Here is a 17,910-nt window from a genome sequence, read left to right as displayed (position 1 = left end):
AATTTGCACTTAAGGGTAGTATCAAGTTGAGCCAAATCATAACAACATGGTAATTGTATACGTAGTCCAATTGAAATACTCAAAATTTAATTTGACTAAGATTATTTATAATATGATTAAACAATATTTATAAGTGTCATTACAGTAAGCAATGCCAATTTTTCAAAAACAAGTCTTGACTAGGTGCCCTAAAGAAAATCTTCAGAAACTGGTTCCAAGTACTTACTGTTTAGCATGATTGGTTTTTTTACTGGCAATTCTGTAAGAAAAATGGCAAAACCTTTGTCCTTTTTGTTGTTTTTTGTTAAACTTTTTATAAAAAACATTAAACATTCTATATATTTACAATGTTTAATCAAATCTTTGTTTTGTTAAAAAAAATGTATAATCAAAAATTTTACCCATGAAAGCACTAATTAATTGTTCAAAATTGACCTTGTTAATTTTCGCATTGATCTTTACTTCCTGTGAGGAAGATGACAACGGAGTCATGAATCCACCGCCTGAAGAGACCACCAACATTGTTGAGGCTGCTCAGGCTACTGCAGATTTAAGCAGCTTGGTAAGTGCCCTACAAAAAGCCGATGAAAGTGCCAATAATGATCTAATTAGTGCTTTAAGTGGTGATGGGCCTTTCACGGTCTTTGCACCTACCAACGCTGCCTTTGCAGATCTCTTGGCCCAATTGGATGGTTTTGATTCCTTGGATGATTTCAACTCTGAACAACTGCAAGATTTGTTGGCTACAATTCTCACATATCATGTTATTTCAGGGACTGCAGCCATGTCCACAGATTTATCCGATGGACAAACCTTAACCACTCTGCAAGGTTCCAACTTAACGGTCTCCACCGATGGAGGTGTATTTATTGGTGACGATACCAATGCAGATGCCCAGGTGACTACCGCCAATGTGGAGACTTCCAATGGAGTGGTACATATTATCAATAAGGTGTTGCTCCCACAAACCATTTTGGACGACTTGGCCGATATTTTACTGGTTCCCATTACCGATTTGGCCTTAGGAAACGAAAATCTGGAGAACTTGGTGGCTGCTTTGTCCGCTGCTGATGGAGATTTGCCAGAGGTGTTGCGAGGCACAGGGCCATTCACGGTTTTGGCTCCCAGCGATGAAGCTTTTGAAACCTTTTTGGACGGAGCGGCACTGGAAGACATTCCCGTTGAAGTACTTACCAACGTCCTTTTAAATCATGTTCTTCAAGGCGAGTTGTACCAAGCCGATTTGGAAGGGCTAGGGTCAGGATACAGCAATACCTTGGCGACCGGAGCAGGAGATCAGCAAATGAGCATTTTCTTTGACACCTCCGATGGTGTATCATTTAATGGAGTTTCCTCGGTTGAAACCGCCGATGTAAAAGCATTGAACGGGGTTGTACATATTGTTGATGCCGTTATAGGCTTGCCCAATATTATAGACCACGCAGTGGCGAATCCAAATTTAACTTCCTTGGTTGCTGCCCTTACGGATGGAGGAAACACCACATTTACTGATTTACTTTCCGATGAAATGGAAGTATTCACCGTATTTGCTCCGGTCAATACAGGTTTTGATGCCTTCATGAATCCAAATGGCAACGATATCAATGATATCCTTTCCAACCATGTTGTGGTAGGCGCGGCCGCTTTCTCATCAGGATTGTCCAATTCCTATGTGAATACCGCAGCAGCCTTTGACACTGATGAGCCATTGAGCTTGTATATCAATACAGATGATGGGGTTACATTGAACGGAATGAGCCAAGTCGCCATTGCGGATATTGTGGCCACAAACGGGGTTATCCATGCTGTGGATATGGTTATTGACCTTCCTACCGTGGTTACCTTTGCAACCGCAGATCCAAATTTCTCAACTTTGGTGACCGCATTAACAGATTTAACCCCTAGCACGGATTTTGTTTCGGTTTTATCCGCCCAAGATGGAAATGGTTCCGATCCATTCACCGTATTTGCACCAACAAATGCAGCCTTTGATGCATTGGCCGCCATTCCTGAGGAAGCCGATTTGATTCCTATCCTACAGCACCATGTAATTGCCGGCGCCAATATCCGCTCTGGGGATTTAACTCCAAATGGAGACACGGTAACACCGGCCACCTTGGAAGGTGATACTTTCACCATTACCCTGCCTGGCACAAATGGTAACATTGCCGATGTAACCGATGGAGCTGGAAATATGGGCATCGGTATTGATGCCGTTGATGTCCAGGCTGTTAACGGAGTAATCCATGTTTTGGATGCAGTCTTGATTCCAGACACAAACAATTGAGAACCCTTTATTGTTTGATTTTGTAGGTCAAATATTACAAAGGAACTCCCTTAAATAACATTAAGGGAGTTCCTTTATCTATAAGGGTTTACCGTTCGTCGATGACACATCAAAACAGATCTCTTTTACCATACAAAATGCCTGCTTTGACAACTATTAATTTTTTGGGTAGGTTTTAAGTGGCATCTTTGGAGTCCCAAATCTTTCCAAACTATACCTATCAATGGTGAAAGCTCCCCCAAAGTTCTTGGGGGAGTTTTTGTTTTTTTGTGAAGGATTACCTTCTTCCGGTCTTCTTTTGCTCTTCGGCCTGCTCCATCATCTCCCGCATTTTTTTCTGGAATTTGTTTTCCTTTTTGGGCTTCTTTTTGTTCTCCTGGATCTGTGCATGGATCTTGTCCTCATCCAAGATATAGTTCTTGATGGCCAACATAATGAAGATGGTAATCAAGTTGGAGATGAAATAGTACAAACTCAATCCACTAGCATAGTTGTTGAAGAAAATCAACATGATCAGCGGAGAGAGGTACATAATAAATTTCATGTTGGGCATGCCTGGCTGTTGTTGCATCTGCATGGTCTGACCCGTGGTCAAAGTCATATAGAAGAAAATAGCAATGGACGCCAAAATTGGGAACAGACTCACGTGATTTCCATAGAAGCTGGAAATTACCGGAATGTTTGTGGACCATTCAAATATGGAATCATAGGACGCCAGATCCTCTGCCCACAAAAACGATTTCTGTCGCAACTCAAAAGATGTTGGGAAGAACATGAACAGTGCATAGAATATCGGCAATTGCAGCAAAGCGGGTATACAGCCACTCATCGGGCTTACCCCAGCCTTATTATAAAGCTTCATGGTTTCCTGCTGCTTCTTCATGGCATTGTCCTTGTACTTGTCGTTAATCTCAGTGATCTCAGGTTTCAAGACTTTCATCTTGGCCTGGGATAGATAGGACTTATACGTTACGGGCGACAAGGCCAATCGAACCAAAATGGTCATCACAATAATTGCAATACCGTAAGGCAAGAAAGAACTCAAGAAATTATAAAAGGGTGTGAACACATATCGATTGATCCAACCAAAAATCCCCCAGCCATAAGGAATGGTGTCTGCCAACCCTAAATCCTGATATTGATCTAGCACCTTTACATCAGTGGGGCCATAGTACCAATGCATATTAAAGGATAATTCCCCACCCTGGAGTTCCAAAGGAGCCTTGGTCTTATAGATTTTGGTGAATTCAGTTTCCTTGCTCTCCTCTTCCACCAAGTTTTGTGAACTCAGTTCAGCCGTTTTAAAATGAGTGTCTGTGGCCAGGATGGTACTAAAGAAATGCTGTCTATAAGACAACCATTTTATGTCTTCCTCCGTTTCTTCATCAAATTCGCTACCCTCTGAAAGCTTACTGATCTTTCCTTCATCATGGTTATAGGTCAAACGGGTATAACGGTTCTCATACTTAACACTTTTCCCGTGGCGTATTCCTTTTAAATCCCATTCCAAGTCTATCGGTCTTCCAGAATTGATTACCCCATTCAACCCTTGGGTTCTTATGGTAAAGCCCAACAAATAATCATTGGGTTTCATTTCGTATCTGTATTCCAAAAATTGGTTATCGGACACCTTGGCCTTCATGGAAAGCACTTGGTTGTCCCCATTATTGGAAAGTGTAGGTTCAAAATAAAGGTCCGAAGTGTTTAAAACACGATTGTCCGCAGACGTAAAATTCAAGGCAAAATTGGCATTGCCGTCCTTTACCAAATATACAGGCACAGAATCATAGGTGACAAAATTCTTCATCCGTGCTTCTACAATTTGCGCTCCTTTGTTGGAAACCTCCAGGTACAATACTTCATTTTCCAGTTTGGTTGTCCCCTCTTGGGTAGAAGTGAATCCAAATGCCCCAACCGAATTCTTGTAGTTGGCCACAGCCGTAGAATCTTGTGTATTGATTGGTGCCGGGGTCTCTATTTGGGGTTCTTGGGCAACTTCCTCCTGCTGTGCAGCCGCCTCAATCTTTTCCTGTTCCGCTTTTTGGGCCTCCAATTCTTCAGGGGTAGGCTGATTTTGGTAAAACATAAAGATGAGTATTCCAAAAATCAACACAAATCCAATAATGGAATTGGGGTCCAGTTTCTTTTCTTCCATGAAAGTCATTTAGTGAAAATCTTTATCTGCGCTTTTCAGGTCGCAAATATATGTCCAAAACCGCAGTTTATGCCAAACTGGCATTAGTTTGTTGTTGTTTTTGCGCCAAAACTGCCTTTACAAATCCAACAAACAAAGGATGGGGATTGGCTACGGTGCTTTTATATTCCGGGTGGTATTGCACTCCAATAAACCACGGATGTGCCGGAATTTCAATCACCTCTACCAACTCGGTTTTTGGGTTGAAACCGGTCGCTTTCAATCCAGCCTCCTCCAACTGACTTTTGTAATCGTTGTTGAATTCAAATCGATGTCGGTGTCGTTCAGCTATTTCGGTTTCTCCATAAACTTCGTGTACCAAGCTACCTTCTTGCAAATCGCAATCCCAAGCTCCCAATCGCATGGTACCTCCCATATTGGTCACCTTTTTCTGCTCTTCCATTAGGTTAATCACCGGGTCTGGCGTATCTGGGTCCATCTCGGTAGAATTGGCTTTGTTATAACCCAATACATTTCTAGCAAATTCTATAACTGCCATTTGCATTCCCAAACAAATGCCCAAGAAGGGTATATCGTTTTCACGGGCATATTGAACAGCTTTGATCTTGCCCTCAATTCCTCTTTCACCAAAACCTGGAGCTACCAAAACCCCATCAAGTCCCATTAATTTCTTATCCACATTTGTTGCGGACAAATATTCTGAATGTATGGAACGGACCACCACCTTGACCTCATTGGCCGCCCCGGCATGGATAAAGGATTCCAGAATGGATTTATAGGAGTCTTGAAGCTCAACGTATTTCCCGATCAGTCCAATGGTTACCTGATTTTTGGGATTCTTGTGTTTTTGTAGAAACTGTTCCCATTGGCCCAATTCGGGTTCCACATCATTGGGCAGGGCCAATTTTTCAAGAGCTACTTTGTCCAGTCCCTCTTCCTGCATCAGCATGGGTACATCGTAAATGGTGGACGCATCTATGGATTGAATCACTGCTTCTTTCTTCACATTGCAAAAAAGAGCCAGTTTTTCCTTTATCTCCTCCGAAATTTGATGTTCCGTTCTACAGACCAAAATATCAGCCTTGATACCACTTTCCATCAAAGTCTTCACCGAGTGCTGGGTGGGTTTGGTCTTCAACTCTCCAGCTGCCGATAGGAAGGGCACCAAAGTCAAATGGACCACAATACCATTATGTTCACCAAGTTCCCAAAGCAGCTGTCTTACTGCTTCTATATAAGGTAAGGATTCAATATCACCAACGGTTCCTCCTATTTCCGTAATTACAATATCATAATCACCACTATTCCCAAGGATTTGGATACGTTCCTTGATTTCATTGGTAATATGTGGAACCACCTGAACCGTCTTGCCTAAAAATTCCCCTTTACGTTCCTTTTCAATAACACTTTGGTAAATTCTACCTGTGGTCACATTGTTGGCCTGTGAGGTCTTGACATTCAAGAAGCGTTCGTAATGGCCCAAATCCAAATCGGTCTCCGCTCCATCATCGGTCACGTAACATTCCCCGTGTTCATACGGATTTAAGGTACCGGGATCAACATTGATATAGGGGTCTAATTTCTGGATGGTGGTTCGGTAACCTCTGGCCTGTAGTAGTTTGGCCAAAGATGCGGCTATAATTCCCTTTCCCAAGGATGAAGTTACCCCTCCCGTAACGAAAATGTACTTTGTCTGTGACATATTTGGATGCTCTATTACGGGGTGTAAAGGTACAAATTGCAAGTAGAAAACGAACTCAATCCAACGGAAATTCTTTTTGGATTTTCCGAATGATGGGTTCCAAACCATTTTCCTTGATGTCCAAAGTGGTGCTAAGGTACTCCCCCAATTTCCCGTTTGGGAAGCCTTTCTGCCTGAACCACACCAAATAAGCCAAAGGCAAATCGATTAAATATCGTTCCTTGTACTTACCAAATGGCATTTTGTAATGGGCCAGTTCCAGCAGCTTTTGTTTGTCCGGGCTTATTTCCATATCAATCTCTAAAGTACTATCTTAACCACAATAATCCATCCATCATGAAGAGAAGAAAATTTATTGCAACCACGGCCGTAGGAGCTGCGGGTATGGCAACAACCAAAGTTAACGCACAAAACATGGAAACCACCAAAGACTTTAAACTAAAAAACAATATTAACCACAGTGTTTGCCAATGGTGTTTTGGCGATATCCCTCTTGAGGATTTTCTCAAAACTTTGAATGGATTGGGTATCAAGGCCATTGATTTAATAGGCCCAAAGGACTGGCCCCTCCTTAAAAAATATAATATCCATTGTTCTATGTGCAATGGGGCCGAAATTAGTTTGGAAGAAGGTTGGAACGACCCCAAAAACCATGAAATGCTCATAAAGAACTACACGGAAATGATTCCGAAAGTTGCTGAGGCCGGCTACACCAATCTTATTTGTTTCAGTGGAAACCGAAATGGCATGAACGATTATGTGGGCCTACAAAATTGCGTGGATGGACTTTCACAGATAATTCCCTTGGCAGAAAAACATGGGGTCATCATTCAAATGGAACTATTCAACCAGGTAAACCACCCAGATTATATGTGTGATAGTTCGCTTTGGGGGGTAGAGCTTTGCAAGCACTTGGGAAGCGACAATTTTAAATTGTTATATGATATTTACCATATGCAGATACAAGAAGGTGATATCATAAGGAGCATCCAGAACTACCACCCCTATTTTGGGCACTATCATACTGCAGGGGTTCCGGGAAGGCATGAAATTGATGATTCCCAAGAATTGTACTACCCAGCTATTATGAAGGCCATTTTGGATACGGGATATACCGGTTATGTGGCCCAAGAGTTCATCCCTACTTGGAGTGACAAAATTGAAGCGCTCAAGGATGGATTTCTGCGGTGTGATGTGTAATCGACCTATAACCTTGTAACAACCAACCAAATATCCCTTTATTAAATGAAAAAACAGCCATACCTTTTACTAGTCATAGTATCCGTCCTTTTGTTTTCATGTAATCATAAAGAGCATTTATTCAAAGAAAATGTGAACGATTGGTTTGAAAAGGGTGATGCCTCATGGTCCTTTGATAATGGCGAACTGGTAGGAACCAGTGTAGAGGGGTCTGGATTTGTCATGACCAATAGCTCTTATAAGGATTTCAGTTTGGAGTTGGAGTTCCATCCAGATAGTACCATTAATTCAGGGGTGTTTCTGAGGTGCAAGGAGCACAACATTGACGCAGCTGATTGCCATGAAATCAACATCTGGGATTTGCATCCCAATCAGGATTTTAGAACCGGTGCTGTAGTAACCAAGGCCATACCCCTGGCCAAAGTGACTACATTGAACCAATGGAACACCTACAAAATAAAAAACCAAGGTGATCATTTACAGGTCTGGGTGAACGACACGCTAACGGCAGATCTTCGTGATGAAAGTTTAACGGAAGGATTCATTGGTCTTCAAGCCGCTGGAAAGGGAAAGATTAAATTTAGGAATGTTACTGTGGAAACCTTGGATTGATTTGGTTCCACAGCCCTAAAGCTATCCACATGAAAAACGTCTCAACATATCTAATGGTTCTTTGGGCTTTGGTATCCTGTAACGAAAGATCAACATCCGAACCGGATTCGCAAGCACAACAGCAACCTAAAAAGAAAGTTATTGTTGACCTGTCCCATACCTACTCGGATGAAACGGTTTATTGGGTTACCGCCAGGGAGTTTGAAATGGATACCGTTTTTGAAGGCCAAACAGAAAAAGGTTACTACTATTCTGCCTATAATTTTAGTACTGCCGAGCACGGTGGGACCCATATTGATGCCCCAATCCATTTTTCGGAAAGTGGCAAGACGGTGGATCAAATTCCATTGGATAATCTCATTGGTGACGCCATCAAGATTGATGTTTCATCCAAGGCATTGAATAATCCCGACTATTTGATTTCAATACAGGATTTAAAAGATTGGGAACACCAACAGGGAATTCCCATTCCAGATGGAAGCATTGTGCTGTTGCAAACCGGTTTTTCCCAATACTACCCCAACAAAGTGGAATACCTAGGTACCAACGAACGTGGGGAACATGCCATTAAATTGCTTCATTTTCCAGGACTCTCACCGGAAGCGGCGGAATGGCTTGTACAAAATCGGAACATCGCCTCCATCGGGATTGACACGCCCAGTATTGATTATGGACAATCCCAGTACTTCAAAAGTCACGTGATTCTTTTGGGCGAAAACATCCCAGCCTTTGAAAACCTGACCAACTTAGATCAACTGCCCGCAAAAGGTTTTGAAATTGTAGCCCTGCCCATGAAAATACAAGGTGGTAGCGGCGCCCCTCTCCGTATTGTTGCCCTTCTGCCCTAATAAGTTTTTTTGGTGATAAATTACAAATCACTACCTTTGTGATGTATATACAACAAAAATGAATTATACGTTTGAATCTTGTTTGGGTTCCCGAGTGAGGAGTCTATCCAGAAAACTGGATGGAATCTATAGAAAACACCTTGGTAATTCTGACATTACCGAAAACCAGTTGAGTATTATGATGGCACTTTATAAGACTGGCTCTATAGAGCAAAATCAAATCGCACAGCTTCTGACCTTGGAAAGGTCCTCACTTAGCAGAAACCTGGTCAGACTGGTAAACTCCGGTTATGTAAGCAAAACAGGCCCCACCAACCGACCCAAAATAGGTCTCACCAAAGAAGGAAAAACGTTGGTGGAGCAACTACGTCCGGTTTGGGAAGCGGCCATGGATGAAATCCATGCCGTACTCAGTTGGTATGACCTTAAGGGTTTCCAGCAATTTGAATCCAAAATTAGCAATCTGTAAAATTTTCATTTTTATGTTGTATATACATTTTAATTTATTAATCATTAAATCTTTTTTATGCAAATTTTAGCTATTGACAAAATGAAACGAGCGGTTAGCGAATCAGAATTGAATCAGCACCTGCCCGAAGAGCTTGCGGCCACCATTAAGCTCTATCTGGATGAGAAAATCCGTAGTTTCTATTTTAGAAAGGACCGCCCCGGTGTGGTGTTCTTCATGGAAACCGCATCCTTGGATGAAGCTAGGTCCATTTTGGAACAACTTCCGTTGGTAGAAGAAGGTATTCTCGACTTTGACTTGATTCCAGTTGGAGCCTTAACACCTCTTGCTACCTTACTGAACTAAATTTAGGCCGTCAAGGTATATTGTACTGCTTGACGGTCTATAATAAAACTGATATTTTAGATAAACTTTATTCTTTCAAGAAATTATATTCGTTTATTTGATAAATGGGATATAACAAGATAAACTTGAAAATATGTTAAACACTATTCTCGAAACCATTAAAAGACTTGAAAACAGAGATTCACTCTCCAAAGAAGATCAAGAATTGCTCGAATTCCTACATGCCGAAGCTTGGAAAGTAATCAATGGAGGCATTGTAAATTTAATTTCCTACGGAGACAGATTAGGATGGGAAAAAATAGAAGAGAAATTTAACGGAATGCTTAACCTAATAGACAAGGCCAAGAACAAGTAAGTATCCTGTCAAATCTGCCTAAGACTGATGAAAAATCAACCTTACTTACTCTGGTCATTGGTTTTTTTGGCACTCTGTCATTGTTCGCCAAATCCAAAATCCGAGGAAACCTCCGAGGCATCCAAAGAAAAACTCTTGGTTGCTTTGCATAAATTCAATACGGCATTCCAACAGGGAGACACCAAAACCCTGGATTCCATGATAACCGATTCTTATGTGCACACCAACGGAACCTCCCAAGCGATTCACAAATCAAACTGGTTGGGCTACTTGGAAAAAAGAAGCAAGCGCATGGCCACAGGTGAGTTGGAAGTGCTGCTCTATGAAATGGATGACTTGGGATTTGTCCATTACAAGGATTTTGCCATAGTTACGGGAAGGGTGTTGGTTACCAACAGAATTTCCCAAGACACCATTGAAAATCAATATAGGGTTACGCATTTATGGGTAAGTGAAAATGGCAATTGGAAACGAGCGGGATTCCACGATGGAAAAATCAAGTGAAGTGATTGGACGTTATTCCTCGCTTAGTGCTTTGGCAATTTTACGATTCCACTCCAATTGTTTTTTCGCATTTCTGGAATATCCGGTTTCCCAATCGTATTGATCTTGAAAATCTTGAAGCTCTTGTAAAATATCCTGGTAAATATCCCGGATTTCCTGTTTTACATTATCCGAAAAGGAGGTGCGTCGCAATTTGTTCCGCATTTTTCTGGCAAAAAGCTCTGCAATGTCAAAATGAAGTTGTTCATGACTTAGGATAAGCTCGTCGCAAACCTCTGGCTTGTACCACGATTCATTGGGATAGAAATAGGCATTTACTTCAAAATCCAACTTTACCTCGTGGTGAATTAGGTTTGCCGAGTAGCGATAACTTATGCCACTTGCTGTGGTAGCCGCGGGTTCGGCTGCTGGAGGTACTTTCCCTTTAAAATCAGACCAGGATAAACGCTTATTGGCATCCCATAACACTCCTTCCTCAATTTCCTGGCCCCAACCCAAAAAACCAAAAAGAATCAAGCATATTATGGCATTTATTTTACCCAATTAAATTCAATTATCTTTTCAATGTCGGGGTGCAAGCTGTAGTGTACAGGGCAGGTGTTCGCTGTATTTTCAAGAATTTTCCGGTGTTTATCGGAAACGTTGGCAGGAAATTCCATTTTCACCTCAATCTTACTGATACGTCTGGGGTTTGCCGCCATATGCTTGGTTACTTCAGCGGTAGAACCTGCCAAATCAACCTCCAAATCACGGGCTTTAATCCCCATCATGGTCAACATGCAACTGGCCAAACCTGTTGCCACGGTATCCGTAGGTGAAAAAGCCTGCCCCAAACCATTATTGTCCACCGGGGCGTCGGTTACAAATTCATTATTTGATCTGAGGTGCAGACAAGTGGTCCGTAGTTCGCCCTTATAAGTTACTTTTGAGGTCATCCAGTTGTATTTCCTTGATTTGTAAACTATCGTATTCCATCAGATAAGCCGCTCTGTTGTAGAACCCTGATGCGTATTCATTAAAGTAATTGAAACTGTTTCCAGTGTATTCGGTCAACCCCACTATTTTGGAGGTTTCGAATAGATTGTTCTTATGGGCCAGCTTCAACAACAAATCAAAAGTAACATCAAAGCCTCTCACTGCATATCTGTCGGGCTGCAATCCCCCATATTTTTGTTTATAGGCCCTTGTAAAGGAATCATTGCCTGCCTTCCTGTAAAAACTTGGATAAGCAAATCTCAGGTTGGACAAATGTGTAACGGAAACCGCATCGTTTTCAAAGGCACTGTTAAAGTTGGTGGTGAACATGCGTACAGAAATCTCCTCGGTGTTGGCAGAGTTCAAAATGGAGCTTACACTGGATACCATATTGGCCTGATCGGTTTCCAAGAATACCCAGTTTTCCTTTTCCTCGGACAATTGAATCAGGAACTCATCCAAATGCAATGACTTATTGTCAATGACCTTGGCAATCTGGGCGGTAGGAAACTTGGACAAAATGGAGTCGTACGCCACTTGATGCGTGGAATCAGCAATGATCACCACATTTTGGTCGGTATGTACTTTAGCCAGATAATCCAACATCTTTTTTCTTAACACCTCATCCTTGGGTACCGAGTAATACACATTTCCATGGCTCAGTTCACTATCCGAGGCCGTTGGGGAGATAACAGGAATGTTCTTGCTTGCCGCTTGAACGGCAACTTCATCCAAAGCCTTGGTTGATACCGGGCCAATTATGGCGCTCACATCCCAAATACTTTCACGGAAAAGTATCTCCTTTACCTTAGCTTGGCTCAACTCGGTGTCATAGGTATCCACTTCCACCGAAACGCCCATTTTTTTAATGGAATCCAAAGCCACAAGAGCCCCGGAATAAAATCCAAGACTCAACTTTAAATCCCGCCTTGTGCTAATTTGACTGGAAGTCATTTTGCGGTCATTTAAGTCGATACGATCCAACCGAAAAGGCAACATAAATACCACTTTGGGCCTGTTTTCCAAATTGATACTGTCCGCCAAATTGATTTTATCTATGACCAAAGCATTTTTAACCACCAACTCCTCGGAATTTGCTTTGGGCAACTTCAGTACCATTCCAGCTTTAAGCCCATTTTCCAAATCAGGATTTAAGGCAAAAAGGGTGTCTCTAGAGATTTTCAGGTTTTGGGTGAGTCTAAAGATGTTTTGTTTGGGTTTTACTTCGTAAAAAATAAAATTGTCCGTGTTGACTTCCCCAGAAGTATTTTTCTTTTTGGGCAAACGCAGCACCATTCCCTCTTTCAAGCCTCCTTGCTCCATGATTTCGGGATTGAGTTTCACTATGGAATCTGAAGGAATCCCATATTCCTTTCCTAAGCTATATAATGTCTGTTTGGGAGGTACGGTAAACGAAGTGAAAAGATCTATTTCTTGTTCCAAGCTATCTCCTTTGGGCCTTGGCAAGTTAAGTTCTTGTCCAATGGCCAAATAATCGGAAGTCCCGTCCAGTTCAGGGTTCAGCTTCACTAAACTATCCACGGAGATACCGTATTTATGGGCAATGCTCCATCGGGTCTCCTTGGGTTGTACGGTATAGGTCTCAAAATCCAGGGCTCGTTCCTCTTCCTCAGTTAGTTCTGGATAGACAGGAATCTGCAGAATCATGCCCTTTTTCAAAGGTTCTGCATACAGCTGCCGGTTATGGCGCTTCAACTGTTCCTCCGTGATCTCGTAGCGTTGGGTCAATCCAAATAAGGTTTCGCGCTTCCTTACCCTATGCCTTATAAAACTTGTTGGTTTGCGCTCTTCCACCTCCTTTTCTTTCTTGGTTTCCGTTTCAGGGGTGATGACACTGCCATCCAAAGGAATGACCAAAATGGTATTGACCTTTACGTCTGCAGCGGTTTTTATCTCTTTGTTGGATTGGATAATGGTATAGGGTGTAACCCTGTATTTTTGGGAAATGCTCTGCAAGGTCTCTCCCTCCTTCACGGCATGTGTTGTAAACTTTTGCGCAGAAAGCTGCGCTGTGGCCAAGAAAAATGCCACAAAACCCAATAATACAAGATGTTTTCTCATTCCCATTCTATAGTTGCTGGAGGCTTGGAGCTTATGTCATACACTACTCTATTAACGCCCTTCACCTTATTTATTATATCATTGGAGGTCTTTTGTAAAAATTCGTAGGGTAAATTCACCCAATCCGCCGTCATTCCGTCCGTACTTTCCACGGCTCTGAGCGTTACACATTTTTCATAGGTGCGTTCATCTCCCATGACCCCCACACTATTTACGGGCAAAAGCATGGCTCCGGCCTGCCAAACCTTGTCATAAAGTCCCCATTTTTTGAGTCCGTCGATGAAAATGGCATCCACTTCCTGCAGAATAGCCACTTTTTCGGCGGTAATGTCACCCAAAATCCGAATCCCCAAACCTGGGCCCGGAAATGGGTGTCTTCCCAAAATTGCAGGATCCATTCCCAGATTTTTACCTACTCTTCGGACCTCATCCTTAAATAGCAAATGCAGTGGTTCCACAATTTTCAATTTCATATAGTCCGGAAGTCCGCCAACGTTGTGGTGACTTTTAATGGTGGCCGATGGTCCGCCACTTGCCGAAACCGACTCTATCCGGTCGGGATAGATGGTTCCTTGCGCCAACCACTTTGCATTTTCTACTTTATGGGCTTCATCATCAAAAACTTCAATAAACACCCGTCCAATGATCTTTCTTTTCTTCTCCGGCTCGGATTCTCCCTTCAAGGCTTCCAAAAAACGTGCCGAAGCATCCACACCCTTGACATTGAGCCCCATGTGTTGGTATTGGTCCAAAACACTTTCAAACTCATTTTTACGCAGCAATCCATTGTTTACAAAGATGCAATGCAGGTGCTTCCCAATGGCCTTGTGCAACAACATGGCCGCCACACTGGAATCCACTCCACCTGAAAGTCCCAAAATTACCTTCTCATCGCCTATTTTCTCCTTGAGCTCGGCCACGGTAGTCTCAATAAAGGCGTCCGGCGTCCAATCTTGTTTTAAACCAGCAATCTTTACCAGGAAATTCTCCAATAGCTGCTTTCCATCCTTGGTATGATATACTTCCGGGTGAAATTGAATACCAAAAGTTTGCTCGCCTTCAATGCGAAAGGCCGCATTTTCAACATCATGGGTACTGGCCAAACGGACTGCCCCTGTGGGAAGTTCCTTAATGGTATCACTATGGCTCATCCATACTTGGCTTCCTATTTCCAAGCCCTCCAAAAAGGTTTCACCTTCTTCTACCGTGGACAGGTTGGCTCGACCATATTCCCTTGTTGCTGATGGAGCCACACTACCTCCATTGAAATGGGATAGATATTGCGCTCCATAACAAATGCCCAATAGCGGGATTTTTCCCTTGATTTCCGTAAGATCAGGATGCGGAGCATTCTCACTTCTAACAGAAAAAGGAGATCCTGAAAGAATAACCGCTTTAAAGGCCGATAAATCTTTCGGGGGATTGTTGTATGGTTTGATTTCTGAGTAAATGTTCAGCTCGCGGACCCTTCGAGCAATCAACTGGGTGTACTGGGAGCCAAAGTCTAGGATAAGTACGTTGTTTTGCATGGGCAAAAATAGCAATTTGACGGAGTTGGAAAAGTATCTTTTTGGGGATATTTTTTATAAGTTTTCAAAAGGGCTATTCCATGAGGTTTGCCATCCTTTTGGGGCAATGCTGATTTCTAAAATCAGAAGTTCCAAATAGCATTTAATTGGGAAATATCTCACTTAAATATAACGTCAATTCGTTTTTTTCTTTACATTTTTCATCATTTCTTTGCTGTCCTAAATACGCCAAACTATGATTAAGGGATTCATATTTGACCTGGATGGTGTCATTACCGACACCGCCGAGCTTCACTACAAGGCTTGGAAAAACCTAGCCGATGAAATGGGTTGGGACTTTGATTACGAGGTAAACGATAAACTTCGCGGTATCTCAAGAATGGACTCCATAAAAGTGATTCTGGACCACAACCGAACTACTTTGGATGAAAACACCCTGGCCGAGCTGGCCACAAAGAAAAATGACATCTATGTAGCAAGCTTGAATCAAATGACATCCGAAGACTATCTTCCCGGAGCGAAAGAGTTACTGACGCATTTAAGAACCGAAGGTTTTAACGTAGCATTGGGTAGCGCAAGCAAGAATGCCATCAAGGTTTTGCAACAGCTCAATGCCAATATGTATTTTGATGTGATTGGGGATGGAAACAGTGTATCCAAAAGCAAACCTGAACCAGACATCTTCCTTTATGGTTCGGAGAAAATGAAGCTACAACCGGATGAATGTATCGTTTTTGAAGATGCCGAAAGTGGAATTGATGCCGCCAAGGCCGGTGGTTTTTACAGCGTTGGTATTGGTCCCAAGGACAGGGTTGGCCATGCAGACTTAAGATTTGATTCCATGGCCGAGGCCACACTTTTCGAAATAAAATCCCATTTCAAGGATTTGTTTTAGATTAGCATAGTCAACTTACTTATCAAAGGCCATGCCTACGGCAAATGGTCGAGATAATAAAAAAAGCCCCAGGAACCACTCCGGGGCTTTTAAAATAAAATCAAAACCAACCTAAACATATGAGTTTACCAACTCATTTTGTTAAAAAATTTCATAGCAATTTTCAGTAGTAAAACAACTAGGTGGTAAAATACCCTACCTTATTTTCGATTTTTTTTGAAAAAAACATCAAAAGAAAACAAGTTTTTATCGTAAAAAACTGAAAAACAAATAGTTAAAATCTGGAAAATTAATCCTTTAGAATCAAGAATTTACCGACCAGAGGGTCCAAAGACTCCATAAGATGGGGAATTAGACACTCCCCCATTTCCAAATAAACTTCTGAGAAATTAAGTTGCCTTTCCTGCAACGACTGGTTTGGAAAAAGTGCATTTTGAATATCCGTCATTCGAATAACGTGGTCCCGGAGTTTTCGTTTTTGTGCCTGAAGCAATCTTTTTTCAAGGGCGTCCAAACCTTTTTTCTGCTTCACTTCTTGTGCTTTTACAGCCCCAATGAAAGTTTTATCAGTTTCTTCGGCCAATCTGTACATGGCCTCAAATTGTTCCTCCAAATGTTTCTTCTGCGGAGTAAAATCAATATCGATGTTGGAAATTTCCCTGATTTTCTTATTGATAAAGCTGTTCCGCTTTAAAAAGAGATCAGGAATTGAAAGTCCCAACTTCTCCACCTTTCCGCGTTGCTTTTCGGTCATGATTAAGGCCGAATTGCGAAGTAATAGCATAGGGAAGGTCACATCCAAAGCTTCAAAATACGACTTGAGCTCCAACCAATAGGCCAGTTCTCCTCCTCCACCAATGTAACACAGATTTGGTAACACAATCTCTTGATACAAGGGGCGCGCTATCACATTGGGCGAAAAGCGTTCCGGAAACTGCTCCAGTTCCCGTTCAAGTTCTTGTCTTGTGAATTTTATATCCGTATTGTATACCTCAAAATTTCCATCCTTTTCAACAATCCGCTCCCGGATGCCGTCTTTATGGTAGAAATAATTGATTTCCCGTGGGTTAACCTGAATCTTATAATCCGATGATACCTTGGTGAGTCCATTGATAGAGGTTGTAACCAAATCAAACGGGATATGCTCAAAGATGTCCTGTTTGGCGTACGGCACCAGTTCCTTTTTGAGGTTGGAATGATCTCCGTCCACAATGACCAAACCATATTCCCCAAATAATGTATTGGCCAGAAACCTAGTGGCTTCGGTTAGGCTGTTGTGCTCCAAATAAGCGGTTTGAAACAGACTTTTCAGATACATGGCTTGCTTGGAATTTCCAAGACTGGCTGAAAAAGTCTGTAACACAGCATCCAAACCTTCAGTGTTGAACACACCAACCGCACCTGTACCTTCCTTGTTCCACTGCACTTTTTGACCTTTGAAATTGAAGTAGTTGATCTCATCAAAATCATGATCTTCCGTAGCCATCCAATAGATAGGAACAAAATGGTATTCCGGATAGGTTTCCTTGAGTTTTTTGGTAAGGTTGATCGTGGAGGCAATTTTATATAAAAAGTAAAGTGGTCCCGTAAACAGATTCAGCTGGTGCCCTGTCACCACGGTAAAGGTTTTTGAATTGCCTAAGAGGGAAATGTTCTCTTGTGTAAGTTCTGAAACCTTTAGTCCTTTATACTGTTCCTCAAGGGCATCCACCAAAATGGCTCTTCGATGGGAAGGAAAATTAGCCTCCTTTTCCTTTATCTGGTCCTTAAAATTTTCTATTTGGGGGAATCTATTGTAAAAAGGTTTTAAGTCTTCCTTTTGATCCAAATAATCACAAATAAGTCTAGAAAAATAACCAGTTTCCTTAAAGGGTATACACTCTACTTCCATCAAAATTCAAAATGAAGTGCTAAAGATACTTCTCTTCTTTTTTTCTCTTCCTAAAAATAAG

17 protein-coding genes are annotated in these 17,910 nt (G+C 41.9%); 9 read left to right on the top strand and 8 right to left on the bottom strand.

Annotated features, from left to right (window positions below; all coding sequences use genetic code 11):
• Positions 1-403 precede the first annotated feature (403 nt).
• Entirely contained in the window at positions 404-2,287 is a 1,884-nt protein-coding gene (locus tag ACO6S0_RS03845; protein ID WP_422350696.1) for a fasciclin domain-containing protein, read from the top strand.
• 277 nt (positions 2,288-2,564) lie between these two features.
• Here the strand turns inward: ACO6S0_RS03845 and yidC are convergent, their stop codons facing one another.
• From yidC to ACO6S0_RS03830, 3 genes are all read right to left on the bottom strand, one after another.
• The gene (gene yidC, locus ACO6S0_RS03840; RefSeq protein ID WP_422350695.1) at positions 2,565-4,442 is read right to left on the bottom strand and encodes a membrane protein insertase YidC; all 1,878 of its coding nucleotides are present in this window, start codon (positions 4,440-4,442) and stop codon (positions 2,565-2,567) included.
• 67 nt (positions 4,443-4,509) lie between these two features.
• Positions 4,510-6,144 (bottom strand): CTP synthase, encoded by a 1,635-nt coding sequence (locus tag ACO6S0_RS03835; protein WP_422350694.1) that lies wholly within the window; start codon positions 6,142-6,144, stop codon positions 4,510-4,512.
• A gap of 55 nt (positions 6,145-6,199) precedes the next feature.
• Positions 6,200-6,436 (bottom strand): DUF3820 family protein, encoded by a 237-nt coding sequence (locus ACO6S0_RS03830; protein WP_422350693.1) that lies wholly within the window; start codon positions 6,434-6,436, stop codon positions 6,200-6,202.
• 44 nt (positions 6,437-6,480) lie between these two features.
• On the opposite strand from ACO6S0_RS03830, the gene ACO6S0_RS03825 reads away from it, so the two are divergent.
• The 7 genes from ACO6S0_RS03825 to ACO6S0_RS03795 all read left to right on the top strand — a co-directional run bounded on the left by ACO6S0_RS03825 (position 6,481) and on the right by ACO6S0_RS03795 (position 10,477).
• Positions 6,481-7,344 carry a hydroxypyruvate isomerase family protein gene (locus ACO6S0_RS03825; RefSeq protein WP_422350692.1) on the top strand — a complete coding sequence of 288 codons (864 nt, stop codon included), beginning with the start codon at positions 6,481-6,483 and terminating at the stop codon, positions 7,342-7,344.
• A gap of 45 nt (positions 7,345-7,389) precedes the next feature.
• Positions 7,390-7,956, top strand: a complete 567-nt coding sequence (locus tag ACO6S0_RS03820) for a 3-keto-disaccharide hydrolase (RefSeq protein WP_422350691.1) — start codon at positions 7,390-7,392, stop codon at positions 7,954-7,956.
• A gap of 29 nt (positions 7,957-7,985) precedes the next feature.
• Entirely contained in the window at positions 7,986-8,804 is an 819-nt protein-coding gene (locus ACO6S0_RS03815; protein WP_422350690.1) for a cyclase family protein, read from the top strand.
• A 58-nt stretch (positions 8,805-8,862) separates the two neighbouring features.
• Positions 8,863-9,273, top strand: a complete 411-nt coding sequence (locus ACO6S0_RS03810; RefSeq protein WP_422350689.1) for a MarR family winged helix-turn-helix transcriptional regulator — start codon at positions 8,863-8,865, stop codon at positions 9,271-9,273.
• A gap of 57 nt (positions 9,274-9,330) precedes the next feature.
• Positions 9,331-9,618, top strand: a complete 288-nt coding sequence (locus ACO6S0_RS03805) for a hypothetical protein (protein ID WP_422350688.1) — start codon at positions 9,331-9,333, stop codon at positions 9,616-9,618.
• A gap of 133 nt (positions 9,619-9,751) precedes the next feature.
• Entirely contained in the window at positions 9,752-9,973 is a 222-nt protein-coding gene (locus tag ACO6S0_RS03800) for a hypothetical protein (protein ID WP_422350687.1), read from the top strand.
• 27 nt (positions 9,974-10,000) lie between these two features.
• Positions 10,001-10,477, top strand: a complete 477-nt coding sequence (locus ACO6S0_RS03795; protein ID WP_422350686.1) for a nuclear transport factor 2 family protein — start codon at positions 10,001-10,003, stop codon at positions 10,475-10,477.
• 12 nt (positions 10,478-10,489) lie between these two features.
• Here the strand turns inward: ACO6S0_RS03795 and ACO6S0_RS03790 are convergent, their stop codons facing one another.
• The 4 genes from ACO6S0_RS03790 to guaA are packed head-to-tail and all read right to left on the bottom strand — an operon-like array spanning position 10,490 to position 15,063.
• Positions 10,490-11,020, bottom strand: coding sequence for a DUF922 domain-containing protein (locus ACO6S0_RS03790; RefSeq protein ID WP_422350685.1), 531 nt, complete (start codon positions 11,018-11,020; stop codon positions 10,490-10,492).
• Positions 11,008-11,412, bottom strand: coding sequence for an OsmC family protein (locus ACO6S0_RS03785; protein WP_422350684.1), 405 nt, complete (start codon positions 11,410-11,412; stop codon positions 11,008-11,010). The genes ACO6S0_RS03790 and ACO6S0_RS03785 overlap by 13 nt, the downstream gene beginning before the upstream one ends.
• Positions 11,390-13,534, bottom strand: coding sequence for a LysM peptidoglycan-binding domain-containing protein (locus ACO6S0_RS03780; protein WP_422350683.1), 2,145 nt, complete (start codon positions 13,532-13,534; stop codon positions 11,390-11,392). Before ACO6S0_RS03780 ends, ACO6S0_RS03785 begins: the two co-directional genes overlap by 23 nt.
• Positions 13,531-15,063: a glutamine-hydrolyzing GMP synthase gene (gene guaA / locus ACO6S0_RS03775; RefSeq protein WP_422350682.1), complete on the bottom strand. Its 1,533-nt coding sequence runs from the start codon at positions 15,061-15,063 to the stop codon at positions 13,531-13,533. Before guaA ends, ACO6S0_RS03780 begins: the two co-directional genes overlap by 4 nt.
• Positions 15,064-15,298: 235 nt before the next feature.
• Between guaA and pgmB the strand changes: the two genes are divergently transcribed.
• On the top strand, positions 15,299-15,958 hold the full coding sequence (gene pgmB, locus ACO6S0_RS03770; protein ID WP_422350681.1) for a beta-phosphoglucomutase: 660 nt from the start codon (positions 15,299-15,301) through the stop codon (positions 15,956-15,958).
• A gap of 289 nt (positions 15,959-16,247) precedes the next feature.
• On the opposite strand, the gene bshC is transcribed toward pgmB, so the two are convergent.
• The gene (gene bshC / locus ACO6S0_RS03765; protein WP_422350680.1) at positions 16,248-17,849 is read right to left on the bottom strand and encodes a bacillithiol biosynthesis cysteine-adding enzyme BshC; all 1,602 of its coding nucleotides are present in this window, start codon (positions 17,847-17,849) and stop codon (positions 16,248-16,250) included.
• Positions 17,850-17,910 lie beyond the last annotated feature (61 nt).

Origin of the sequence: Flagellimonas sp. (genome assembly GCF_965233845.1) — a bacterium.
Classification (GTDB): Bacteria; Bacteroidota; Bacteroidia; order Flavobacteriales; family Flavobacteriaceae; genus Flagellimonas.
Note: the sequence above shows the minus strand (reverse complement) of the source record. Positions and strands in the feature narration are given on the sequence as shown.